The 23,803-nt window shown below is 69.1% G+C and carries 21 protein-coding genes and 1 riboswitch; of the genes, 8 read left to right on the forward strand and 13 right to left on the reverse strand.

The window, feature by feature from the left end; genetic code table 11:
• A partial coding sequence (locus AC3D3D_RS15095) for a class I SAM-dependent DNA methyltransferase (RefSeq protein ID WP_488512685.1) occupies window positions 1-1,859 on the forward strand: 1,859 nt, incomplete at its 5' end.
• A gap of 41 nt (window positions 1,860-1,900) precedes the next feature.
• Here AC3D3D_RS15095 and AC3D3D_RS15100 read toward each other — a convergent pair.
• The 8 genes from AC3D3D_RS15100 to AC3D3D_RS15135 form a co-directional block, all read right to left on the reverse strand.
• The gene (locus AC3D3D_RS15100; RefSeq protein ID WP_463663507.1) at window positions 1,901-2,530 is read right to left on the reverse strand and encodes a recombinase family protein; all 630 of its coding nucleotides are present in this window, start codon (window positions 2,528-2,530) and stop codon (window positions 1,901-1,903) included.
• Between the two features lie 174 nt (window positions 2,531-2,704).
• A complete protein-coding gene (locus AC3D3D_RS15105; RefSeq protein WP_062946894.1) occupies window positions 2,705-3,406 on the reverse strand; it encodes a response regulator in 702 nt (233 codons plus the stop codon).
• Window positions 3,403-5,904, reverse strand: a complete 2,502-nt coding sequence (locus AC3D3D_RS15110; protein ID WP_062946893.1) for a DUF4118 domain-containing protein — start codon at window positions 5,902-5,904, stop codon at window positions 3,403-3,405. Before AC3D3D_RS15110 ends, AC3D3D_RS15105 begins: the two co-directional genes overlap by 4 nt.
• 2 nt (window positions 5,905-5,906) lie before the next feature.
• The gene (gene kdpC / locus AC3D3D_RS15115) at window positions 5,907-6,521 is read right to left on the reverse strand and encodes a potassium-transporting ATPase subunit KdpC (protein WP_062946892.1); all 615 of its coding nucleotides are present in this window, start codon (window positions 6,519-6,521) and stop codon (window positions 5,907-5,909) included.
• A 19-nt stretch (window positions 6,522-6,540) separates the two neighbouring features.
• A complete protein-coding gene (gene kdpB / locus AC3D3D_RS15120) occupies window positions 6,541-8,730 on the reverse strand; it encodes a potassium-transporting ATPase subunit KdpB (protein WP_062946891.1) in 2,190 nt (729 codons plus the stop codon).
• A gap of 2 nt (window positions 8,731-8,732) precedes the next feature.
• The gene (kdpA, locus tag AC3D3D_RS15125) at window positions 8,733-10,403 is read right to left on the reverse strand and encodes a potassium-transporting ATPase subunit KdpA (protein ID WP_062946890.1); all 1,671 of its coding nucleotides are present in this window, start codon (window positions 10,401-10,403) and stop codon (window positions 8,733-8,735) included.
• Complete coding sequence (locus AC3D3D_RS15130; protein ID WP_062946889.1) at window positions 10,403-10,492, reverse strand: potassium-transporting ATPase subunit F; 90 nt, start codon at window positions 10,490-10,492, stop codon at window positions 10,403-10,405. The genes kdpA and AC3D3D_RS15130 overlap by 1 nt, the downstream gene beginning before the upstream one ends.
• Complete coding sequence (locus AC3D3D_RS15135; protein WP_269365821.1) at window positions 10,489-10,647, reverse strand: hypothetical protein; 159 nt, start codon at window positions 10,645-10,647, stop codon at window positions 10,489-10,491. Before AC3D3D_RS15135 ends, AC3D3D_RS15130 begins: the two co-directional genes overlap by 4 nt.
• 648 nt (window positions 10,648-11,295) lie before the next feature.
• Window positions 11,296-11,392: riboswitch (TPP riboswitch) on the forward strand.
• On the opposite strand from AC3D3D_RS15135, the gene thiM reads away from it, so the two are divergent.
• From thiM to AC3D3D_RS15155, 4 genes are all read left to right on the forward strand, one after another.
• Window positions 11,384-12,211 (forward strand): hydroxyethylthiazole kinase, encoded by an 828-nt coding sequence (gene thiM / locus AC3D3D_RS15140; protein WP_463662512.1) that lies wholly within the window; start codon window positions 11,384-11,386, stop codon window positions 12,209-12,211. (Overlaps the previous riboswitch by 9 nt.)
• Window positions 12,208-12,855, forward strand: coding sequence for a thiamine phosphate synthase (gene thiE, locus AC3D3D_RS15145; protein WP_463662511.1), 648 nt, complete (start codon window positions 12,208-12,210; stop codon window positions 12,853-12,855). Before thiM ends, thiE begins: the two co-directional genes overlap by 4 nt.
• The gene (gene thiD, locus AC3D3D_RS15150) at window positions 12,852-13,697 is read left to right on the forward strand and encodes a bifunctional hydroxymethylpyrimidine kinase/phosphomethylpyrimidine kinase (protein WP_006590957.1); all 846 of its coding nucleotides are present in this window, start codon (window positions 12,852-12,854) and stop codon (window positions 13,695-13,697) included. The genes thiE and thiD overlap by 4 nt, the downstream gene beginning before the upstream one ends.
• Window positions 13,694-14,395 (forward strand): TenA family protein, encoded by a 702-nt coding sequence (locus AC3D3D_RS15155; protein ID WP_017824196.1) that lies wholly within the window; start codon window positions 13,694-13,696, stop codon window positions 14,393-14,395. The genes thiD and AC3D3D_RS15155 overlap by 4 nt, the downstream gene beginning before the upstream one ends.
• Before the next feature lie 213 nt (window positions 14,396-14,608).
• Here AC3D3D_RS15155 and AC3D3D_RS15160 read toward each other — a convergent pair whose 3' ends face one another.
• The 5 genes from AC3D3D_RS15160 to AC3D3D_RS15180 form a co-directional block, all read right to left on the reverse strand.
• Complete coding sequence (locus AC3D3D_RS15160) at window positions 14,609-15,847, reverse strand: HAD-IIA family hydrolase (RefSeq protein ID WP_006590959.1); 1,239 nt, start codon at window positions 15,845-15,847, stop codon at window positions 14,609-14,611.
• A gap of 312 nt (window positions 15,848-16,159) precedes the next feature.
• Complete coding sequence (locus tag AC3D3D_RS15165) at window positions 16,160-16,792, reverse strand: recombinase family protein (protein ID WP_463653448.1); 633 nt, start codon at window positions 16,790-16,792, stop codon at window positions 16,160-16,162.
• 125 nt (window positions 16,793-16,917) lie between these two features.
• Window positions 16,918-18,162: a TniQ family protein gene (locus AC3D3D_RS15170; RefSeq protein ID WP_463653449.1), complete on the reverse strand. Its 1,245-nt coding sequence runs from the start codon at window positions 18,160-18,162 to the stop codon at window positions 16,918-16,920.
• Entirely contained in the window at window positions 18,159-19,091 is a 933-nt protein-coding gene (locus AC3D3D_RS15175) for a TniB family NTP-binding protein (protein WP_463663640.1), read from the reverse strand. Before AC3D3D_RS15175 ends, AC3D3D_RS15170 begins: the two co-directional genes overlap by 4 nt.
• Entirely contained in the window at window positions 19,088-20,788 is a 1,701-nt protein-coding gene (locus AC3D3D_RS15180) for a transposase (protein ID WP_463663537.1), read from the reverse strand. The genes AC3D3D_RS15175 and AC3D3D_RS15180 overlap by 4 nt, the downstream gene beginning before the upstream one ends.
• A 133-nt stretch (window positions 20,789-20,921) precedes the next feature.
• Between AC3D3D_RS15180 and AC3D3D_RS15185 the strand changes: the two genes are divergently transcribed.
• From AC3D3D_RS15185 to AC3D3D_RS15195, 3 genes are read left to right on the forward strand one after another with little or no spacing between them, the layout of a single operon-like run.
• Window positions 20,922-21,497, forward strand: a complete 576-nt coding sequence (locus AC3D3D_RS15185) for a recombinase family protein (RefSeq protein WP_463663536.1) — start codon at window positions 20,922-20,924, stop codon at window positions 21,495-21,497.
• A gap of 1 nt (window position 21,498) precedes the next feature.
• Window positions 21,499-22,893, forward strand: a complete 1,395-nt coding sequence (locus AC3D3D_RS15190; RefSeq protein ID WP_062946888.1) for a Mu transposase C-terminal domain-containing protein — start codon at window positions 21,499-21,501, stop codon at window positions 22,891-22,893.
• Complete coding sequence (locus AC3D3D_RS15195) at window positions 22,894-23,700, forward strand: AAA family ATPase (protein ID WP_062946887.1); 807 nt, start codon at window positions 22,894-22,896, stop codon at window positions 23,698-23,700.
• The last annotated feature ends 103 nt before the right edge of the window (window positions 23,701-23,803 follow it).

Consider the following 23,803-nt stretch of genomic DNA (forward strand, 5'->3'; position numbering starts at 1 on the left):
AGGCAGTGAAGTCTCGGGAAGCTCGCCGAGAACTCGGCGAGCACTACACAACCGAGACCAACATCCTCAAGCTCATCGGCCCACTGTTCCTCGACGAGCTGCAAGAGCGGTTCGAACGAGATTACGACAGCAAGACCCGGCTCCAGAAGCTCCAGAACGAGATGGGCCGACTGCGGTTCCTCGACCCTGCCTGTGGGTGCGGGAACTTCCTCATCGTCGCCTACCGCGAGATGCGTTCCCTCGAGCTGCGAATCCTCCAACGCCTCCAGCAGCTCGACCCCGCGCGCACGCAGATGGTTCTGGACGCCACCGAGCTGCTCCAGGTCAAGATGACGCACTTCTACGGCATCGAGCTCGAAGAGTGGCCCGCCACCATCGCCAGGACTGCACTCCTGCTCGTCGACCACCAGGCCAACCAGGACATGGCTACCACCCTCGGTCTCGCTCCCGAGATGCTGCCCGTGGTCGACACCCCGACTATCAAGGTCGACAACGCCCTGCGCGCTCGATGGGAAGACCTCCTTCCGCCCGGCGAGCGCGTCCTCGTGCTCGGCAACCCCCCTTTCCTCGGTGACCACACCCGAGGTGCGGACCAGCTGGCTGACCTCAAGCGCGTCTGGGACTCCGACACCTTGTCGCGGCTCGACTACGTGACCGGCTGGTACAAGAAGGCCCTCGACTATTTCGGAGCTATCAACGGACGGTGGGCCTACGTCTCGACCAACTCCATCACCCAGGGCGACCAACCCGGGCGCTTGTTCGGCCCAATCTTCTCGGCGAACTGGCGTATCCGCTTCGCCCACCGCACCTTCTCCTGGACCTCAGAGGCGCCCTCTGCTGCCGCCGTGCACTGCGTGATCATCGGATTCGATCGTGAACAGCGACCAGCGCCGCGCCTGTTCGAGTACGAGCAGTTGCGGGGCGAACCAGATGAGGAGACCGCCAGGCAGATCAACGCGTACCTCGTTGACGGCCCCAACGTCCTCGTCGGCAAGCGAACGGAGCCGCTCTCGCCAGGGATGCCAACTGTTGAGAAAGGCTCGATGGCGACTGACGGTGGATTCTTTGTCCTTGACCAGCCGGAGGCGGAGCACCTTCGAGCAGATCCGCAGACAGCTCCGTACGTGCGCTCATACATCGGCTCACGTGAACTCATCAACGGCCTTGAACGCTGGTGTCTCTGGCTCGTGGACGCCACAGGCCACGAGATCGCCCGGAGCCCAGAACTGCGCCGCCGCGTCGAGGCGGTGCGAGACTTCCGGGCTAAGAGCAAGGCCGCGACCACTCGTAGCTACCCGCACCATCACCTGTTCAGACAGTTCGGCTTCACCTCCGATGCCGACTTCGTCGGCATCCCCGAGGTCAGTAGCGAGAACCGTCGCTACCTCCCGGTCGCGCACCTCCCGGGAGGCACGATCATCTCCAACAAGGTCTACGGCGCCGCCGACGAGGACGGCTTCATCTTCGCGATCGCCTCGTCGTCGATGTTCATCACCTGGATGAAGACCGTCGGCGGCCGGCTGAAGTCTGATCCCTCGTTCTCCAGCACCATCACCTGGAACAACTTCCCGCTCCCGGAGGTCAGCGAGACCGTGCGGGAGAAGATCATCGCCGCTGGACGCACCATTCTCGCCGCGCGCGACCAGCACGCCGAGCGATCGCTCGCCCAGCACTACCACCCGCTGGCGATGGACCCTGCGCTCCTCAGCGCCCACGACAAGCTCGACGCCGTCGTGGACAGGGCTTTCGGCGCCCGCAGAACCTGCGCCTCGGAACAGGAGCGCCAGCGCATCCTGTTCGAGCGATACGCCGAGCTCACCACGGCAGGCGCCCTGCCGGCACCCAAGGGCCGGCAATGACGATCCACCCCCGCTGCTGGGTGATCAATCACGGGTGAGCCTCACGGTTGCACTTGGCCGGTAGTCGAGCGGAGGTAGCGGTAGAGGGTCGCCCGGCTGATACCGAACTCTCGCGCGAGAGCAGCCTTGGATTCGTCGCTGGCCACCCGGGCGCGCAGTTCGTCGACCTGATCAGCGGAGAGTGATGGGGGGCGTCCGCTGTAGACGCCGCGTGCCTTGGCTGCCGCGATTCCTTCGGCCTGGCGTTGTCGGATGAGGTCGCGCTCGAACTGCGCGAACGCGCCCATGAGGTTGAGCTGAAACTGTGCGAATGCATCGGCTCCCTCGGGCCGGAACGTCAGTCCCTCCTTGAGGAAGGTGAGTGTCGCGCCCTTGCGCGGTGCGCTGGGGGAGTGCTGGCCGGGGTCCCCGGTGATCTGCTGGACGATCGAGTTCAGATCGATCACTGATCGTGCGAGCCGATCCATTGAGGCGACGACTACCTCGTCGCCGGCGCGCACGTGTGCGATGAGGGCGGCGAGCTGGGGCCGGCCGTCGACGTCCTTCCCGGACGCGTACTCGGTGAAGATGCGGTGGCACTCTCCGACGGCCTCGAGCTGGCGGGCAGGATTCTGCTCCGCCGTCGAGACCCGGACATAGCCGACCCGCTGCCCCGCATGCTGTGTCGTCACGCTTTAGACCCTACTGCGACTATGTGTCGGAACTGCCGAGGCGTGTGGATGTGCACGGTTGATGGCCGCGTTCTTACGGCGCTACTTGGCTCGGTGCGCCCCTTGTCAATCTGCGTCTCCCCGTTGGGGTCGAATGCCATGAGGGTCAGGGGGCGATGCGGCCCCGTTGATACCTCACGACCGTTCCCGAACAGCATTCTCGAGGCGGTAGCCCATGCCGGGCTCGGTGAGGAGGTGCCGCGGGCGGGAGGGATCGTCCTCGAGTTTCTTACGCAGCTGTGAGATGTACAGGCGGAGATATCCCGTGTCCTCGACGTGTTCGGTGCCCCAGATGCGGGTGAGGAGCGTGCGGCGGGAGACGAGCTTGCCGCGGTGGCGGACCAGGGTGTCGATAACCTGCCACTCGGTGGGCGTGAGCCGGATCTGGCGGCGGCCGGAGGGCAGGTTGCGCACCACGCTGCGGGCGGCGAGGTCGATCGTGACCTGACCGAGGCGGACCACCAGCACCTCCTCGTCCTGCGGGACCCGCCGGGTGAGGGCGCGGATGCGGGCCAGCAGCTCCTCGACGGAGAACGGCTTGGTCACGTAGTCGTCGGCGCCCGCGTCGAGCGCCTCGACCTTGTCCGAGGCGCCGGCCCGCCCCGAGACCACCAGGATCGGAGCTTGCGACCACCCCCGCACGGCCTGGATCACCTCGACCCCGTCGAAGCGGGGCATGCCCAGGTCCAGGAGGTAGAGGTCGGGGTGCTCGTCGATCGCCGTGTTCACCGCGTCGGCGCCGTCGGTCGCGGTCACCACGGTGTGTCCCTTCGCCGAGAGCGTGATCCTCAGAGCGCGTAGGATCTGCGGGTCGTCGTCCGCGATGAGGATCTTCATGGGGTCTCCTGTGTCGGGAGCGGAGCGAGGGGGAGCGAGACCACCATCGTCAGGCCGCCGCCGGGGGTGTCCTCCGGGGTGAGCGAGCCGTGCATCGCTTCGACGAAGCCGCGGGACAGGGCAAGTCCGAGGCCGAGGCCGCTGGTGTTGTCGGTGTCGCCGAGGCGCTGGAAGGGGACGAAGACGTCGTCGTGGCGGTCCGGGGGAATGCCCGGCCCGTGGTCGATGATCCGGATCTCCAGTCGGGAGTCGAAGGTGCTGGTCGTGAGGGTCACGGGTCGGTCCGGTGGGGAGTGGCGGGCCGCATTGGCCAGCAGGTTCACCAGCACCCGCTGCAGCAGCACCGGGTCCGCCCCGACGGTGTGCTCGTCATGGGCGAGGGCGAGATGCACCTCGGTGGGGCCGAGACCGAGCTCGTCGAGCGCCGGGGCGATCGCCGAGGAGGGATCCGTGGGGAGGGTCGTGATGGTGAGGACCCCGGCCTGCAGCCGGCTGACGTCGAGCAGGTCGCCCACCAGGGCGGCGAGGGAGTCCAGGCTCTCCTCGGCCGTGAGCAGGAGCTCCCGGGCGTCCTCGGCGGAGAGGTCGCCGTCGGCGGTGCGGAGCCCGCCCACGGCCGTCGCCGCGGCGGCGAGAGGGCGGCGCAGGTCGTGGCTGAGCGCCGAAAGCAGCGCACCGCGCACCTTGTCGGAGGCCGCGATCGGAGCGATCTCTTCCGCGGTCGCAGCGAGCCGGCGGTGCTCGATCGCGGCATCGATCTGCGCGGCGACCACGCTGAGGAGGCGCCGTTCGGAGGCGCGGAGGTCCCCGCCGTGCAGCATGAGGCGGGCGTCCTGGGCGAGCGGGACGGTCGTGGTCCCCGCCTCGGCCCGGGGATCGCCCGAGGTGGAGTGCACGGTGCCGTCCTCCCCGAGGACCTCAACCGCGTCCAGTCGGAAGGCCTCGCGGGTGCGGTCCACGAGGGCCTGGATCGCGTCGTCACCGCGCAGCACGCTGCCGGCGACGGTCTGCAGCAGCTCGGACTCCGCTTCGGCCCGTCGGGCGGCCCGGGTGCGCCGTGCCGCACGGTCCACGACGACGCTCACCAGCACCGCGATCGTCACGTACAGCAGCAGCGCGAGGAGGTGGTGCGGCTCGGCGATCGAGATCGTGTGCAGCGGGTCGATGAAGAAGAAGTCGAGGGTGAGACCGGAGAGCAGCGCGGCGAAGAGAGCGGGCCAGATCCCGCCGGTCAGCGCGACCACTACCACGAGCAGCTGGTAGCTGAGCACGTCGGAGGTGATCGACTCCTCGGTGCGCAGGGCCAGCAGCGCGGCGGTCAGCAGCGGACCGCCCAGCAGCGCGAGGACGAACCCCGCCAGGCGCCGGGCGGGGGTGAGGGCGCCTCCGATCCTGGGCAGGGCGAGGCGCCTGCCCGCGGCGGAGTGGGTCACGATGTGCACGTCGATGTCCCCGGACTCGCGCACCACGGTCGCCCCGATGCCGGGGCCCGTGAGGGCGGCGGCGAGGCGGCCGCGCCGGCTCACCCCGATCACCAGCTGGGTCGCGTCGACGGAGCGGGCGAAGCCGACCAGGGACTCGGGGACATCCTCCCCGACCACCTGGTGATATGTGCCGCCGAGTTCCTCCACCAGGGCACGCTGCCGGGTGAGCGCCCCGGGGCTGCTGCGCAGCAGCCCGTCCTGGCTGGTGACGTGCACGGCGATCAGGTCGCCGCCGGCGGAGCGCGCCGCGACACGGGCGCCGCGGCGCAGCAGAGCCTCCCCCTCGGGCCCGCCGGTCAGCGCCACGACCACCCGTTCGCGGGCCTCCCAGCGGTTGTCGATCGAGTGCTCGGAGCGGTAGTCCTTCAGCGCCTGGTCGACCTCGTCGGCGAGCCACAGCAGGGCCAGCTCGCGCAACGCGGTGAGGTTCCCGAGGCGAAAGTAGTTCGACAGCGCCGCGTCCACCCGCTCGGCAGGGTAGACCAGGCCGCTGCGGAGCCGGTCGCGCAGCGCCTGCGGCGCGAGGTCGATGACCTCGATTTGATCGGCGCGGCGCAGGAATCCGTCCGGGACGGTCTCGCGCTGCGGCACCCCCGTGATCTGCTCGACCACGTCGTGGAGGGACTCGATGTGCTGGATGTTCACCGTGGAGATCACGTCGATCCCGGCGGCGAGCAGTTCGTCCACGTCCTGCCAGCGCTTGGCGTGGGCGGCGCCGGGGGCGTTGGTGTGGGCGAGCTCGTCGACCAGCGCGATGTCGGGTGCGCGCTCGAGCACGGCCTCGAGATCCATCTCCTCGAGGGGCACCCCTCGGTGCTGGTGCCGACGCAGCGGCAGCTTGGCCAGTCCCTCAACCCGTCGTGCGGTGTCCGCGCGGCGGTGGGTCTCGACGATGCCGATGACGACGTCCTGGCCCTCGGCGGCGAGGCGATGGCCCTCCTCGAGCATGGTGCAGGTCTTGCCGACGCCGGGAGCGGCTCCCAGCAGCACCCGGAGCCGCCCCCGTGCCGTCATCGTCAGTCCTCCAGTTCGTCCAGGGCCAGGTTGAGCGCGGCGACGTTCACCGTCGGATCACCGAGGTAGCCGAGATCGCGACCCTCGGTGTATTCAGCCACGAGGTCCTCCACCCGGTCCAGCGACAGGCCTCGCGCCTCGGCGACCCGAGCGGTCTGGAGGGCGGCGTACTCAGGACTGATGTGGGGGTCGAGGCCCGAGCTCGATGCCGTCAGGGCGTCGGCGGGGACCTCCTTCGGGGCCACGTCGTTGAACTCGGCGATCTCGGCGCGACGCTCGGTGATCGCGGCGATCAGCTCGGGGTTCTCCGGTCCGTGGTTGGTGCCGGAGGAGGAGCGGCCGTCGTAGCCGTCGCCGGCCGCGGAGGGACGCGGCTGGAAGTACTCCGGCAGCGGCTCCCCGTCCTGGTCGAGGAAGGACTGGCCGATCAGGGTCGAGCCCACGATCTGTCCGTCGCCGTCGCGCAGGGGCGACCCGTCGGCACGGGCGGGCAGCAGCAGCTGTCCGATGCCGGTGATGAGCAGGGTATAGCCCAGGCCCAGCACGAGCGTGCACAGGAGCAGGGTCCGCACGGCGACGGCGGTGGTCCGCAGGGTGCTGCGGAGGGTGGTGTTCACGGGAGGGTCCTCTCGGAGGTCAGAAGCCGGGGATCAGCCGGACGAGCAGGTCGATGAGCCAGATGCCCGCGAAGGGCGTCACGATCCCGCCGAGGCCGTAGATCGCGAGGTTGCGGCCGAGGATCTTCGAGGCGATCATCGGGCGGTAGGCGACGCCCCGCAGGGCCAGCGGCACCAGGGCGATGATCACGATCGCGTTGAAGATCACCGCGGACAGGACCGCCGAGGCGGGTGAGCTGAGCCCCATGATGTTCAACGCGGACAGGCCGGGGAAGACGCCCATGAAGATCGCGGGGATGATCGCGAAGTACTTCGCGATGTCGTTGGCGATCGAGAAGGTGGTCAGTGCGCCGCGTGTGATGAGCAGCTGTTTCCCGATCGCGACGATGTCGATGAGCTTGGTCGGGTCGGAGTCGAGGTCGACCATGTTCCCGGCCTCCTTCGCGGCGGAGGTGCCAGTGTTCATCGCGACGCCGACGTCGGCCTGGGCGAGCGCCGGGGCGTCGTTCGTGCCGTCACCGGTCATCGCGACGAGCCGCCCGCCCTCCTGCTCCGCGCGGATGTATTCGAGCTTCTGCTCGGGGGTGGCCTCGGCGAGGAAGTCGTCGACCCCTGCCTCCTTCGCGATCGCCGCGGCGGTCAGAGGGTTGTCGCCGGTGACCATCACGGTGCGGATGCCCATGGCGCGCAGCTCGGCGAACCGCGCGGTGAGACCGTCCTTGACGACGTCCTTGAGGTGGATGACGCCGAGGACGGCTCCGTCCCCGTCCCCGGTGAGGCAGGCGACAACCAGGGGGGTGCCGCCCGAGGACGAGATGCGCTCGACGTGCTCCTCGAGGGTCGCCCGGTCGGAGGCCGAGGGCACGACGCCCTCGGTCTCGAGCCAGGCGAGGATCGCAGAGCCCGCGCCCTTGCGGAGGCGGGTGCCGTCGGGCAGGTCCAGGCCCGACATGCGGGTCTGGGCGGTGAACGGCACGACCTCCCCCCGCGGCGCGGTGCCGACGTCGACGCCGCGCTCCCGTGCGAGCTCGAGGACTGAGCTGCCCTCGGGCGTGGGGTCGGCGAGGGAGGACAGCGCGGCCGCCTCCACGAGCTCGTGCATCCCGGCGTCGCCGACGCGGACGAAGTCCGTCGCCCGTCGGTTGCCGTAGGTGATGGTGCCGGTCTTGTCCAGCAGCAGGGTGGTCACGTCGCCCGCCGCCTCCACCGCGCGCCCGGACATCGCCAGCACGTTGCGCTGGACGAGCCGGTCCATCCCGGCGATCCCGATCGCGGACAGCAGGGCGCCGATGGTGGTGGGAATCAGGCAGACCAGCAGCGCCACGAGCACCGTGATCGAGGCCGGGCTCGCCGGGTAGGAGGCGATGGGGTTCAGTGTGATCGCGACCGCGAGGAACACGATGGACAGCGAGGCCAGCAGGATGTTTAGGGCGATCTCGTTGGGGGTGCGCTGCCGGGCGGCCCCCTCGACCAGCGAGATCATCCGGTCCACGAAGGTCTGGCCTGGCGTCGAGGTGATGCGCACGACGATCCGGTCGGACAGCACTCGGGTGCCGCCGGTGACGGCGGAGCGGTCGCCGCCGGACTCGCGCACGACGGGCGCGGATTCGCCGGTGATCGCGGACTCGTCGATGCTCGCGATGCCCTGGATGATGTCGCCGTCGCCGGGGACGAGATCGCCCGCGGTGACCACCACGATGTCGTGCCGGGCGAGGTCCGCCGAGGAGATCTCCTCGGTCGGCACGGTCTCCGCGCCGGGGTCGGCCGTAGCGTCGTACCCGTCGACGAGGCGCGCCAGGGTGCTGGTGCGGGTGCGGCGCAGGGTCGCGGCCTGGGCCTTGCCGCGCCCCTCGGCGACGGACTCGGCGAGGTTCGCGAAGAGCACGGTGATCCACAGCCAGCCGGCGATCGCCGCGGAGAACGTCGCCGGCACCGCAGTGCCGCCGGACGGGGCCGGGCCGTCGCCGATCAGCTCGACGACGGTCATCACGCTGGTCAATAGAGCACCGACCCACACGATCAGCATGACGGGGTTGCGCCACTGGGCGCGGGGGGTCATCCTGCGCAGCGCGCCTGGCAGGGCGGCGCGGAGCTGCGCGAGGGTGAGGGTGCGGCGCGGCGCAGGGGGCTGCGCCGGCGACGACGTGGGCGTCGGCGCGGAGGACGGGTCGGAGTGTTCGGAGTGGATGGTCTTGTCGATGGTCGGCATGGTCACTGCAGCCCTTCAGCGAGCGGTCCCAGGGTGAGGACGGGGAAGAAGACGAGTGCGGTCACGAGCAGCGCCGTGCCGACGGTGAGGCCCACGAACAGCGGGCGGTGGGTGGGCAGGGTGCCGGAGGTCGCCGGGATCCGGTCCTGCGCGGCGAACGAGCCGGCCAGGGCAAGGACCAGGGCGATCGGGAGAAACCTGCCCAGCAGCATCGCCACGCCGATCGCGGTGGTCAGCCACGGCGTGCTGGCGGTCAGCCCCGCGAAGGCGGAGCCGTTGTTGTTCGCGCCCGAGGCAAAGGCATAGAGCACCTCGGACAGGCCGTGCGAGCCGGTGTTGGTCAGCGAGACGTTCTCGATGCTGTGGCGCAGCGGAGGAACCGCGAAGCTGAGGGCGACACCGCCGAGCACCAGCAGCGGCATGACCAGGATGTAGAGGCTTGCGAGCTTCATCTCCCTGGGGCCGATCTTCTTCCCGAGGTACTCGGGGGTGCGACCGACGAGGAGGCCCGCCACGAACACGGCGATGATCGCGATGACGAGCATGCCGTACAGCCCGGCGCCCACGCCGCCGGGGGCGATCTCGCCCAGGAGCATGTTCACCATCGGGACCATTCCGCCCAGCGCCGTGTACGAGTCGTGCATCGAGTTCACGGAGCCGGTCGAGGTGAGGGTGGTGGTCGCCGCGTAGAGCACGGACTGGGGCAGGCCGAAGCGGGTCTCCTTACCCTCCATCGCGGCGCCGGCGAGTTCAGGGGCGGTGCCCTGCCCGGCGAACTCGAAGGCGGCCAGTACGGACACCGAGGCGAGGTACAGGGTCCCCATCGTCGCGGCGATCGCGTAGCCCTGACGGTGATCGCCGACCATCGTCCCGAAGGTCCGCGGAAGGGAGAAGGGGATCAGCAGGATAAGGAAGACCTGGAACAGGCTGGTCCAGCCGGTCGGGTTCTCGAAGGGGTGGGAGGCGTTGGCGTTGTAGAAGCCGCCGCCGTTGGTGCCGATCTCCTTGATCGCCTCCTGCGACGCGACCGGACCGCCCGGGAGTGTCTGGGTGCCGCCCGCGACGGTCGTGACGTCCACGTAGCCCTGGAAGTTCTGCACCACGCCGCCTGCGATCAGCACGACGGCGCTGAGGATCGATACCGGCAGCAACACCAGGAAGGTGCCACGCAGCAGATCGACCCAGAAGTTCCCGATCGTTCCCGTGCGGCGCCGGGCCAGGCCTCGCACCAGCGCGACCGCGACGGCGATGCCGGTGGCGGCCGAGACGAAGTTCTGGACCGCGAGACCGGCGAACTGGACCGTGTAGGAGAGGTCCTCGCCGGAGTACGCCTGCCAGTTGGTGTTCGTCACGAAGGAGATCGCGGTGTTGAACGCGACCCCCGAATCGATCGACTCATTGCCCAGGGAGTAGGGCAACAGCTCCTGGAGCCGCAGGAGACCGAACAGCGCGAGGACGCCCACCAGGGAGAACAGCAGCACGGACCGCAGGTAGGCGGGCCAGGACTGCTCGCGGGAGGAGTCGACGCCGAGGACGGCGAACACGCGCGTCTCCCAGCGCGAGGAGACTGGGGCGGTGAAGACCCAGGCCATGTAGTCGCCCATCGGGCGGTACACGACCGCGAGAGCGGCGACGAGTGTGAGGACGCTCGCGACGAGGTAGAGCCAGTCCATCAGAAACGCTCCGGTGCAAGCAGGGCGATGAACAGGTACACGATCGCGGCGAGACCGAGGAGGAGGGCGAGGATCTCGAGTACGATCACAGCTTCTCCACCGCCCGCGCGATGAGGGCGACGACCGCGAATAGGGCGATCACGCCGACCACGGAGAGGACGTCGAGCACAGCAGGACTCCGTTCTGAGTAGGGGCGGCCGCCGTCCGGCGGTCGCACGCCGAGGTGCGGCGCGATACCGAGCACACACCGTTCACGGCGGCGGGACAGGCGTCCTCACGGAATCCATACGGCTCTCGAGCCGATCCTCATGGACTGCTTACGCCAGTCGTCCCCCGGCTGGGGCTCAGGTCACCGACAGCACTCGGTGCGACACCACACTGGGCTCCCACACACCGGAATCTGCAAAACCGTCACCATTCGCTGTGGGGACGCTAGATAGGGCCTCCAACACAACTCGCAGCGTTCCACGCCACACACTGCCGACGGCCTACCTAGTCGCGTTGCGGAAACCTACAGCTTTACGAGACACACAGCCGAGCGGCGAAGGGATCGTCTCGAGCTGGGTCGATACCGAGCGGCGGTGTCTCGTGAAGTCGTCGCACCGTGTTGCGTCTCAGATCTTCCAGAGCAGCGAGTTTGTGAGGCATCATGTGGTGATGAGGCTTCTGGGGTATGTCAGGTTCCGAAGTCCACTGCACGATCGTCCGAAGTCGACTGCACATTCAAAGGTTGCGCAGCCGTTGTCTGGTGAGGCGCCATGGTGAGGGCTGCGGCGGCCAAGGAACGCGCGTCGGGCACTGGTGACAGCACGCCCGGACGGTCCGAGGCGCGACCCTTTTGCGGTCGCTGAAGCGAGGGCACGGTGCGGGGAACGGTGCGGATGTTAGGCTGGTGAATGACGCGGGGTGCCGTGCTGGTACGGCTGAGATCACACCCGTTGAACCTGATCTAGTTCGTACTAGCGAAGGGAACGTCGCCGATGTCGGCACCTTCTTCCGTCCCTACTGTCCCACTCGATGCTGCCGCTGTGGGCGAGGCCTTGGCCGCGATGCGCGGGCATGCCCCGCTGGTGCAGTGCCTGACCAACGTCGTCGTCGCTCAGTGGACAGCGAACGTCCTGCTCGCGGTCGGCGCCAGTCCGTCGATGGTGGATAACCCGGAGGAAGCCGGGCCGTTCGCCGCCGTCGCCGACGGGGTCCTGGTCAACCTCGGCACGCCCCAAGAGGCGACGGTGGCTGCGATGCACGGCGCGGTCAGTGCCGCCGCGGCGGCCGGCACCCCGTGGGTGCTCGACCCGGTCGGGGTGGGTGGGCTCGCCTGGCGCACCCGGGTTGCCGTCGACCTGCTCGCCCACGCCTCCCCGGCACTCGTCCGTGGCAACCCCTCAGAGATTCTCGCTTTGGCCGGTGGGGGCAGCGGTGGGCGGGGCCCGGAGAGCGTCGACGCCGCCGAGGACGCCCTCGACGCCGGCCGGGCGCTGGCCCGGGAGCACGGCACCATCGTCGCGGTCTCCGGGGAGGTCGACCACCTCACCGACGGCACCCGGCTGGTGCGGGTGGACAACGGCCATCGATGGTTGACCCAGGTCACTGGCGGTGGGTGCGCGCTGGGCGCGCTCATGGCTGCCTTCGCCGCCACCACCGACGACCCGCTCCTGGCCGCCACGGCCGCGACCGCGACATACACCGTGGCCGCCGAGGTCGCGGCCGAGCGTGCCGCCGGGCCGGGGAGCTTCGCCGTCGCGCTGCTCGACTCTCTCGCCACCCTCAACCCGCAGAAGTTGACCGAGAAGGTGGTGCTCCGGTGACCCGCCGACCGGTGAACCTCAGCCTCTACCTGGTCACCGACACCGGTTTGTGCGGCCCACGGGGCGTGCCCGCGACCGTGCAGGCTGCGGTCACGGGCGGGGTCAGCGTGGTGCAGTTGCGTGACCCGGGCGCCACCGACGCCGACTTCGTCGCCCTCGGCGTGGCGGTCCGCGAGGTGCTGGCGGGGACCGGGGTGCCGCTGATTATCGATGACCGGGTCCACCTCGTTCAGGACATCGGCGCCGACGGCGTCCACGTCGGTCAGCGCGACATGCCGCCTGCTCAGGCCCGGCAGTTGCTCGGGCCGGACGCCATGGTCGGGCTGTCGGTCAGCACGATCGAGCAGGTTCGCACAGCACGCGGGCTCGGTGACGGCGTCTTGGACTACCTCGGCGTTGGACCGGTGTGGCCGACGGCGACCAAGCCTGACCACGGCACTCCGATCGGCCCGGGCGGGGTGGCTGCGGTGGCCGCCGCGAGCCCGTGGCCGGTCGTCGCCATCGGCGGCATCACCACGAAACGCACCGGCATGCTGCGCCACAGCGGCGCCGCCGGCGTGGTGGTCGTCTCGACGGTGTGCGCCGCGGAGGAACCAGCCGTGGCGGCCGCGAGCCTGCGGGCCGCGTGGGACGGGCAACCGTGAACCCCCGCCCACCGATCGCGCTGACGATCGCCGGCTCCGATCCCTCCGGCGGGGCCGGTATTCAAGGCGACCTCAAGACCTTCTCCGCACTGGGTGCCTACGGCACCGCGGTGCTCACCTCACTGACCGCCCAGTCCACCCAGGGAGTCACCGGTGTCCACGTCGTCCCCGCGGACTTCGTCCGCGCCCAGCTGGACACCCTCGTAGACGACGTGGCGGTTGACGCCGCCAAGATCGGGATGCTCGCCTCCGCGGCCACCATCGAGACCGTCCTCGCCTTCCTCGACAAGCGCTCCGACGCGGTGCCGGTTGTGGTCCTCGACCCCGTCATGGTGTCCACCGCCGGTTCCCGGCTGCTGGCCGAGGACGCCGTCGAGCCGATGCGCCAACTCCTGCCGTACGTCTCCCTCATCACGCCGAACGTCCCCGAGGCCGCCGTGCTGCTCGACGCCGACCCCGCCGAAGACCTCGACACCATGCGCGCCCAGGCCATCGCGCTCCGGGAGCTGGGCGCCGCGCGGGTGCTGGTCAAGGGGGGCCACCTCGGCGGCGACGCACACGCCACCGACCTGTGGCTCGACGACGCGGGCGAGCAGCTGCTGACCGGCCCGCGGGTAGCCACGGTCAACACCCACGGCACCGGGTGCGCCCTGTCCTCCGCGATCGCCGCACTCGCCCCGCGCACCGGGTCCCTGCTAGAGGCCACCCGCCAGGCCAAGACTTGGCTCACCGGCACCCTGCGGGCCGCCGACGCGCTCCACATCGGCCACGGACCCGGCCCCGTGCACCACTGCCACGACATCTGGAAAGACGAGAACGACTGGAAGGACAGCGACCGATGACCAGCCCACACACCTCCATGCCCGAGACGATTCGCGACCACGACGACACTGGCGTGTTCAGCACCGTGGCGTGGCATCGCACGGCCAGGGTCCGCGAGGCGATCGACGCGCTGCCCTTGTTGCACCAGCTGAGCGACGCGACCCTGGCGGAAGAGACGTTCCGGCACTACCTCGCCCAGGACGCGCTCTACCTGGCCGACTACGGCCGGGTCCTGGCCGCGGCCGCCGCTCAGGCCCAGGCGTCGGAGGAAATGGCATTCTGGGCGCAGGCCGCGCGGGAGGTGGTCGAGGTCGAGCGGCAGCTGCACGCCACCCACGTCACCGACCTCACCGCCGCCGAGCCCTCACCGACCACGGTTGCCTACACCTCCTACCTGCTGAGCCTCGCGACAGCCGGAAACTACCCGGTCCTCGCGGCCGGCATCCTGCCGTGCTTCTGGGTCTACGACGACGTCGGCACCCGTTTGAAGGCCGCCGTCGGTGACCTGAGCACGCACCCGTACGGGGACTGGATCGCCACCTACGGCGATCCAGACTTCACCGCCGCCACCGACACCGCCCGGGACATCGTGGACCACCTCGCCGACCAGGCCAGCCCCGGCACACTGGCGCGCATGCACACCGCGTTCCACCGCGCCACCCAGTACGAGTGGATGTTCTGGGACGCCGCCCACCGGCAGGAGACCTGGCCCATCTGAGGTCATTGGTCGGTGCGCCCTTGGGCGCGCGCTCATCATGATCTTTCGAGAGCTGGTCGCCGCCCTGGAGACTCCTACCGTCCGGTGGTGTTGCTCGGACGGTGGGAGACCGGACCCGGGGTTGATCAAGGTAAACGGCGCGCTCAGGCCGGTGCTCCGCACGAGAAGCGCCAGCGCTTTTGACACCATGCGCCCCGAAGGGGATGCGTCCTATCAGTCGATGAGTCCTGTGTCGCCTGAGAGGGCGTCGGTGAGCCACCGCGGGTGCATGGGGAGCAACGGTGCCGGAAGCTCATCCGGGGAGAAGAAACCCGCCTGTGAGGTCTCCACACCATCAGGGTGCATCTGACCGCCGCGCGGGAGGCAGGCGAAGGTGGTGGTGACGAACTGGGTCACTCTCCCGTCGGGATAGGCGAAAACCTGCGAGGCGGGGTCCGAGTACACCCCCACCAGCCGCTGCACTTGCACCTGCAAGCCGGTCTCTTCGGCGACCTCCCGCACCGCCGCCTGGGCGGCAGTCTCGCCCACCTCGACGTGTCCCGAAGGCAGTCCCCACAGCCCGTTGTCCAGCCTGCGCCCCAGTAGCACGCGCCCGGCCTCGTCGAAGACCACCGCGGCCACACCCGCCCGCACCTCGTCCGGCCACGGGTACGGCGACGGGCGCATCGGGCCGATGTCAAGGGCCGGATCAAACAGCCCGGCCAGGCCCGTGACCGTGGCCTCCGCAACGGTGGGATCACACTGCCGACGGCCGCTGCTCGGCGTCGCGGGAGCGACGAGGATCGCCGGCAGGCCCGCGCAGTGCGCCCCGACGACGTCCGTAGCCGGGGTGTCCCCCACGACCACCACTCTCGTCGTAGCAGGGAGCCCGCGCTGGGCCAGGCGGAACATCTCCGGTCCCGGCTTGCCCACCACGACCGGTCGGCGCCCACTGGCGGTCTGGATCGCTGCGACGACCGCGCCGGTGGCCGGCCACGGGCCGCTCGCTGTGGGGAACGTGGCGTCCACGTTCGTGGCCACGAACGGCACGCCGGTACGCAGGAGGGCGGTGGCCTGGGCGAGGTCCCGGTAGGTCACCGTCTCGTCGCAACCGACCACCACCGCCTCGGCCCCAGACCCCTCCACGGATTCCACGCCTTGGGCCGCGAGTTCGCCGCGGAGGCCATCACTGCCCACCACATAGGCGCGGGTAATGCCCTGCTGGCGCAGCCAGCACGCCGTAGCCCACCCGGAAGATACGATCTCCTCGACGGTGGCCCTCACGCCCAGGCGGCCCAGACGGTGGACGACGTCTTTGCGGGACGGGCGGGGATCGTTGGTCACGAACCGGACCACCCGGCCCCGACTCCGCAGGCTGGCCAAGGCTTCGGTCACGCCGGAAAGCAAGGTGTCTCCGACGTAAACCACGCCGTCAAGATCAAGCAGAAAAACATCGAACTGGTCAACGAGCACAACAACCTCCGAGGTCAAGGGACAGTCAGCGCGCATGCTGGCGCTGAGCCATCCCCCTCGGGCATTTTGTGCCAATAGGTGCCCTCCCGCCTGTTCGGCGGAAGCTGCAGCGCTCGGTCACAGACCCCCAGCCGGCTGGGGCGGAACCCTAGCTGCCTTCTCCCGGCTCGCCCACAATCCTAACCGACCCGACGCGAAGAATGGTGCCGCGCGATTTCCGGGGTAGCTGAGCGGTGGAAGTGCCCCGGGGTGTGCGAGAGTCGCGGGAACGTATTCCGCTCATTGACGTTCGTAGGTTCCGGACAACAGAGGTTACCTGGCTACCTTGCTGCGGTCCTTGGCCAGGAGCTTGCGTCCGTCCTCGCGGAGTTCGCCGGTGGGTGAGACGTGGCGGTAGAGGGTCTGGCGGGTGATGCCGAGCTCCTCGCACAGGGCGCCGACGTTGGTACCGGGCTGTCCCATGGATGCCATGGCGAGGCGGAGCTTGGCGGGGGTCATCTTGTAGGGGCGTCCGCCTTTGCGACCGCGGGCCCGGGCGGCGGCTAGGCCGGCGATCGTGCGTTCGGAGATGAGTTCGCGTTCAAACTCGGCCAGGGCGGCGAAGATGCCGAAGACGAGCTTGCCGGATGCGGTGGTGGTGTCGATGGCCGCGCCTTGACCGGTGAGGACCTTCAGGCCGATGCCGCGTTGGGTGAGGTCGTGGACGATGTTGACCAGGTGACGCAGGTCGCGGCCGAGCCGGTCCAACTTCCACACCACCAGGGTGTCCCCGTGACGTAGGGACTTCAGGCACGCCGCAAGCTCGGGACGGTCCTCCTTCTTGCCCGAGGCCCTGTCCTCGTACAGAGCCTCCGGGTCGACGCCCTCAGCCAGGAGGGCGTCGCGTTGTAGGTCCGTGGTCTGCGATCCGTCGGCCTTCGAGACGCGCATGTAGCCGACCAGCACGAGGTGCCTCCCATCTATCACTTATACGACCGATTACGTGACAGTCGACAGCCGGGTGGCTGTCCATGGCGCACATGTCACTTAACCAGTCATCTATTCTAAGTCCTGCGAAGGGTGGTCGTCGCTCAAGATGTGACAGCCACTTGCGGGTCGGTCGGCGTCTGGCGTGCACGCGCCTCGGCCAGCGTCCGTGGGAGGTGGTGTGCCGGGATGTCGAGGGCGATCAGGTCCTCGCGGCGGCGCTGGAAGCTCGCCTCGCTGCGGGTCAGGGCGGTGAGGGTGGCCAGCAGCTGCCGGGCGGCGTCGGGGTCCTCCTGCGCGAGGGCTATCGCCGTGTTGAGCGCGTCCTCTGCCTCCTGCCAGTAGTTGCGGGCCGGTGGGGTGCCCTCGGGGACGGGTCGGTGTGGTTCGGGGGTCAGGAGCGGGGCGAGGGTGCCGTGGGCGGCGACCTCGCCGATTTCGATGAGGTGCATGGCGGTGGCGGCGGCTTCGAGGAGCATCTGCTGCCTTTCCCACGACAGCGCCTCGTGGGGACGCCACGGCGCGACGATTCCGGCGCGTACGGGGTGGCCAGTCAGCCGCCAGATGCGCTGGACGCTTCGGTGGGAGCGGGTGCGCAGCGCCGAGACGGGGGCGGAGAGCTCGTCGATGAGCGTGCGCAGCAGCCGGAACCACACCCCTGCGTGCACGGACCGGCGAGGCAGGAGGACGGCGCCGGTGCGTAGGGCCTCTTGGGTGCGGGCGTCCATGACGACGACCGGCGCCGGTGCACCGCGGGCGTGGGTGTCCTGCTTCTCCCAGGCCACGAAGGCACCCAGGCCGGCGAAGGCGGGTTCGAGGCGGCAGCCGTGCTGCGGGCAGCTGAGCGTCAGCGGGAGCTGGGAGACCAGGGTGAGGCCGAAGGTGCCGGCCGCGGCGGTGCTCAGGCAGGTCGGACAGGCCCGACGCAGCGGCCCCCGCTTGGGGTCGCTCGGCAACCAGGCACGCCAGCCGTGTACTTGCCGACGGGGCCGCTCCTTGGCGGTCAGGAGTACCGAGTCCTGGTGGACGTAGGTGTTGAACGCTGCTCCGGGTGTCGGCTCCGGGTTGAGGGGGTCGAGGAGCCAGGGCACCTGGCCAGCGATTGTCATGTGGCGTAGCTGGTCTAGCGGTACGCCGGTGCGCTCGGCCAGCGCGGGAAGCACGTCTGCGGGTGGGTCCAGGTCCAGGGCACTGGTGTGGTGGTCGGGAAGATCGGCGCCCGGTGGGGTGAGGTTGTGCCGGATGAGTTCCTCGACGCTCAAGTCGTAGACCTCGGCCAGCCGGTTGAGCCAGGACGTCAGCGCCTCCCCTTCCCTTGGTGGTGGGTGCAGGGGCCAGCGGCCGGTCACGCCAGCTCGCGCTCGAACATCCGGCGTCGTTCGGTAGGGCCGACGTAGGACGCCATGAGCAAAGTGCGTTGGTTGATCGACTCCTCACCGGACTCGATCGCGGCCACCGCGGCGTCGGTCAGGAGATGAGTGAGCTCGCCGATGGTGCCCTCGCTGCGGGTGAGTAGGTAGCGGGCCATGTCCTCGGTGGCGATGGCCGAGCGGCGGCGTAGCGGGAAGGCGGCGGCGAAGCTGGCCAGCAGCGCACGCGTCTCCTCGCCGGGTTCCCACCGGGGCAGCGGGACAGGCTCGAAGCGGTTCTCCAGCTGGTCATCGGAGCGGATCGCCAGGTACGCCTCGCGGGTGCCGACCCCGACCAGCGGGATGCGCAGCTCGTTGCCCAGGAACCGGATCAGGTTCAGGAACTCTCGTCGGGTGTTCCCGCGGCCGGCCAGGACGTTGTGTAGCTCGTCGATGACCAGGACCCGCACCCCGACCGCGCGCAGCAGCGACAGTGTGGCTTGCTCCAGCTCGGCCACACGCTGCCGGGACCGCAGCGGCGCACCCATCGCGGCCAGCAGCGCGACGTAGAACCGGCTCACTGTGGGCTCCGAGGGCATCTGCACGGCCAGCACCGGCATCTGCTCACGATCGGCGTGGGACGTGGGCGGGTGGAGGCGGCGGAACTTCTCGATGATCATCGACTTGCCGTTGTTCGTCGGGCCGATCAGCAACAGGTTCGGCATGCGTTGCTTGCTCGGCCACGCGTACAGCGTCTCCAGTCGCTCCAGCGCCGCGGTGGCGCGCGTGTAGCCGATCCACCGATCGGCGCGGACGTGCCGCAGCCGCTCCTGTGCCGGCAGCCGCGCCACCGACCGAGCGCTCTCATGCAGATGGTCCAGGTCGTGAACCGTGAAATCCGCGCCGGACCAGTAGTGGCCCTCGGTCACCACTGTTCGATCACCTCGAACGGTGCCACGGACTCCGCGTCAGAAGCATTGCCGTTCTCGTCAACGGCAGCCGGGATGTCATCGGGCGGCGCGGCGGCGGGTTTCGCCCGTGAGGCTGCGTTGCCCGCGTTGTTGCGGCGTTCGGTGTCTCGGCGGGCCTTGCGCGTGGTGGACTCGGCGGTGTCGGTGATGGTGCGCATCTGCTCAACCATCCGGAACAGCGCCTCCTCGTCGACCTGTGCCCGGCCCTCGGCCCGGAGCCGCTCCAGTGCGGCGCGGTGCTCCCACACGCTCACCGCCGGATGCGACAGCGTCCGGTAGGGCACCGGCAGATAGGACGCACCCTCGGGATCCAGGACCCAGATGCGGCTGAGGTCGCGTGGGTCGCGGCGGATGACGAACCGGTCCAGTCGGTCGCGGCGGGCGATCCACGGCTTGAGCGTGTCGTTGAAGTAGTGCACGTGGTCGATGACGAACCCGGTGCGGGTCAGCGTCCTGCGGAACACCGGCAGGAAGTCCACCAGGAACGCCGTCTCATTGGCCACCGTTACAACCGGCGTCTGGGCAGTACCGGCGGCCCAGCGGGCCTGCGGGGTCTGCCCGATGGTGCTGTGGACCTTCCCGTGATAGTTCGCTACCGCCAGGGCCAGCCACTTCTCCAGCTCCCCGAGCGTCAAGGCGGCCTTGGCGTCGGAGTCGTAGCTGCCGCGCTGGGCCGGGTTGGAGAACGTCGTACCGGGCAGCTCATGGACCATCTCCATCACCGTGCCGACGACCCGCTCCACGATGCCGCCGTAGTGCGGACGTCCCGGTGGCCGGTAGCGCAGCGTGATCCCGTGCTCCTCACATCCCCGCCGCAGGGCCTCGCTCTTGAACTCCGCGGCGTTGTCCAGGTACAGCTCGCCAGGGTTGCCGGCCATCGGCCAGTCCACCTCGATGCCCAGGCGCTCCAGCCAGGCCCGCTTGTCGGTAACCATGTGCGCCAGGCACAACCCCACCGACAGTGCCGAGGGTGCCTCCAAGGTGATCACCAGGCCCACGATGCACCGGGAGAAGACGTCGATCGCGACCGTCACGTACGGCCGCCCGATCGGCAGACGGTGGTGCTCGTCGACCACGATTAGGTCCACCACAGTGTGGTCGATCTGCACCTGCTCCAGCACCCCGGTGATCGGCGGCACCCGCCCACCGGCCGACTTCAGTGACCGGGCCGCGTCTGCTCCCTCACGGGCCGTCGTCTCGGCCACCGGGTCAAGGCCGGCGATGCGGCGCACGATCGCGCCGAGTGACGGCACTGGTAGACTGCGGGTGCGGCACAGCCGCATGACCTCCCGGTGGACCGCGGCGGTCGTCCTCCGCTGCCGAGTCAGGTAGTGCTTACGCAGCACCTCACGGATGACCGCCTCCACCTCGGCTGGCAGCCGCTGCCCGCCGCGCCCGCCGCTGGAGCGACCCGGGATCAGGTCCGAGACCGTGCCATGTCCTTCGCGCCACCGACGCAGCAAGACGTAGACCTGCCGGCGCGAGATGTCCAGCTGGTCGGCTGCTGCGTCTACCGCCTCCTCGCCGGCTGTCCCGGCGTCGGCGAGTGGGCCGATCACCTCCGCCCGACGCACCGCCAGCGCCCACACCTCATCGGGAACGGTCAACAGACCGCGCTCAGGAACCCGGCCCTCATCGACGGCTTCGTCGTGCACAGGACTATGGAACAACGTGCCGGTCGTGCACACGGGTACGGACACGCCGGGAACATCAAACTCCTGTGCACACGACCCCGAACGCCCAGGTCACCTGTGCAGACGACTTCGGACATTCACAGGGTACACGCGGGTGTCGACGGCGGGGCAGGATCCGGCGCTGCAGCTCGACGCTCTCCATGCGGCGGGGGTGCAGAAGCGGGACGTGTTCTCGGACGTGACGTCCGGGGCGAAGAGTGCGGCGGAGCGTCCGGGCATGAAGAAGCTCCTGGCCTACGCGGAACCTGAGGACACGGTGGTGGTCTGGCGGATCGACCGACTGGGCCGGTCGCTCATCGACGTACTCAACACCGTGAGCCTGCTGCGGGACAGTGGCGTGAAGATCCAGTCGGTCTCCGACGGGATCGATCCCGAGACGTCGTCGGGCCGGCTCATGCTGGGGATGCTGGCAACGCTGGCGGAGTACGAGCGAGAGCTGATCACCGAGCGCGTCAACGCGGGAATCGCAGCAGCCCGGGCCCAGGGCACCAAGTTCGGCCGACCCCCCGTGAACCCGGAGGTCGTGGATCGCAAGCTGGCGATCGCTGCCGAAGAGAGAGCCAAGGGCCGTACCGCTGAGGAGGCGGCGCGCCTGGTGGGGTGGTCACGGGCGACGCTCTACCGCCACCAGCGGGACGCGGCTGCTCGCGAGAGCATCGCGCAGGCGTGACATGGACGGGTCGCAGAAGTGGAAGATTCTGCGGCTCCACGTCGAAGACGGCATCCCGCTGGCGAGTCTCGCACGGGAGACTGGGGTGGGAGAGCGAACGCTCTCGCGCTGGCACAGTCTCTACCGGACAGGTGGCATTTCGGCTCTTGAGCGGGCGCAGCGCGCCGATGCCGGCGTGCGGCGGACCGCGCCTGAGCTGGTGGCTTTCGTGGAGCACCTGGCTCTGACCAAGCCTCGCCCGAGCATCGCGACGCTGCACCGCCTGGCCGTAGCCGAGGCTGCACGAAGAGGCGTGAGTACGCCGAGCTACGCGACGGTGCGGTCGGTCGTGCAGGCATTGGATCCAGGGATGGTGACGCTCGCTCTCGAGGGGCCAGAGTCCTACCGGGACCGCCACGAGCTCGTCTTCCGCCATCGCGCTGAGCGGCCCAATGCCCTGTGGCAGGTCGACCACACCGAGCTCGACATCCTCATCAAGGACCCCAGTGGGAGACCATCCAGGCCCTGGCTGACCACGGTCATGGACGACTATTCGCGGGCGATCTGCGGGTACATGGTCTTCGAGGGCGCACCGTCGGCGATGAACACCGCGCTGGCGCTGCGCCAAGCGATCTGGCCTAAGAGCGACCCCGCCTTGCCGATGTGCGGCATCCCCGACGTCCTTTACGTCGATCACGGCAGCGACTTCACCAGCCGTCACCTCGAGTACACCGCGATCGCGTTGAAGATCCGCATCATCCACTCCGCCGTCGCCCGCCCCCAGGGCAGAGGGAAGATCGAGCGGTTCTTCCACACCGTCAACACCGAGCTGCTCGCGACCCTGCCCGGGCGCCTCACCCCTGGACGCCCACACCCTGTGCCGGTGCTGGACCTTCCTGGTCTCGACCGGGCCGTCGGCGAGTTCGTTGACCAGTACAACCAGCGCGCGCACACCGCGATCCGCACGAGCCCGAAGGCGGCCTGGATCGCTGAGGGATGGTTGCCGCGACTCCCCGAGAGTCTCGAGGAACTCGACGGGCTGCTTCTGCGGGTCTCCAAGCATCGCACCGTCCAGCGCGATGGGATCCGCTTCCAAGGTCAGCGCTACCTCTCGCCCACGCTCGCCTCGTTCGTCGGACGTACGGTCACCATCCGCTACGACCCCCGGGACCTGTCCGAGATCCGTGTGTACGACCACGACACTTTCGTATGCACAGCGATCGATGAAGCTCACCCCAACCAGCGGTACAGCCTCCACGACATCGAAACCGCCCGACGGGCCCGCCGCCGGCAGCTGCGCAAGGACATCAACGACCGTATCCCCACGACTCCACGACCCCCTGCCGACCCTCCCACTCCAGCCACTTCCGTACGCCGGCCCAGGAAGCGCCTGAAGACCTACGAAGAGGACGAGTAGATGAACCGCGACTTCATCGTCACCAAGGAACACCGCCGCTTCACCGAGTTCGCCGGCGCCATCCGCAAGGACGTCACGATCGGCATCTGCCACGGCGAGGCCGGGGTCGGTAAGACGCAGTCCGCCCGCCGGTACGCCCACTGGGACACCCTCGAACCCTTCATCCACGCCTGGGGGCCACGCACCGAGGCCGACCTGAAGCACTACGCCGCCGCCCACCGATCCCGCACCGTGTTCTACACCCCCGAGGTCCTCGCCAAGCACCGCGATCTCATGCGCGACATCGAGTTCTACCGCGGCAAGGTCGGAGTGCTGATCTACGAGCACCTCTGCGCAACCGGGAAGATCACGACCACCGACGTTCCCCGCACCATCGACTTCACCGAACTGATCATCATCGACGAGGCCGAAAGGCTCACGCCGACCTCGCTCGAACTCCTCCGAGACCTCCACGACCGCCACCACGTCGCCCTCATGTTCATCGGCATGCCCGGCATCGACCAACGCTTCCGCCACTACCCCCAGCTCTACAGCCGCCTCGGCTTCTCCCACCGCTACCGCGCCCTCGCACGTGAGGAACTGCTGTTCGTCCTGACCCGCCACTGGAAGCGCCTCGGTCGCACCCTCGACCCCGAAGACTTCACCGACGCCCAGGCCATCGCCGCGATCGAACGCATCACCCGAGGCAACTTCCGCCTCCTCGAACGGCTCTTCCCTCAAATCGGACGCGTCCTGAAGATCAACCAACTCGACACCATCACCGACGACGTCATCGAAGCAGCCGCCAGCACCCTCATCACCAGCTAACGCCACTCACCCCCACCAGAAGCGCGCCATTTACTGATCAGCTTCACAGCCGAGGCGACCTTTTGACACGCGGAGATTCGCCGGCCGGCTGCTGTAGCGTTTG

This window comes from Georgenia sp. X1117 (assembly GCF_057784635.1).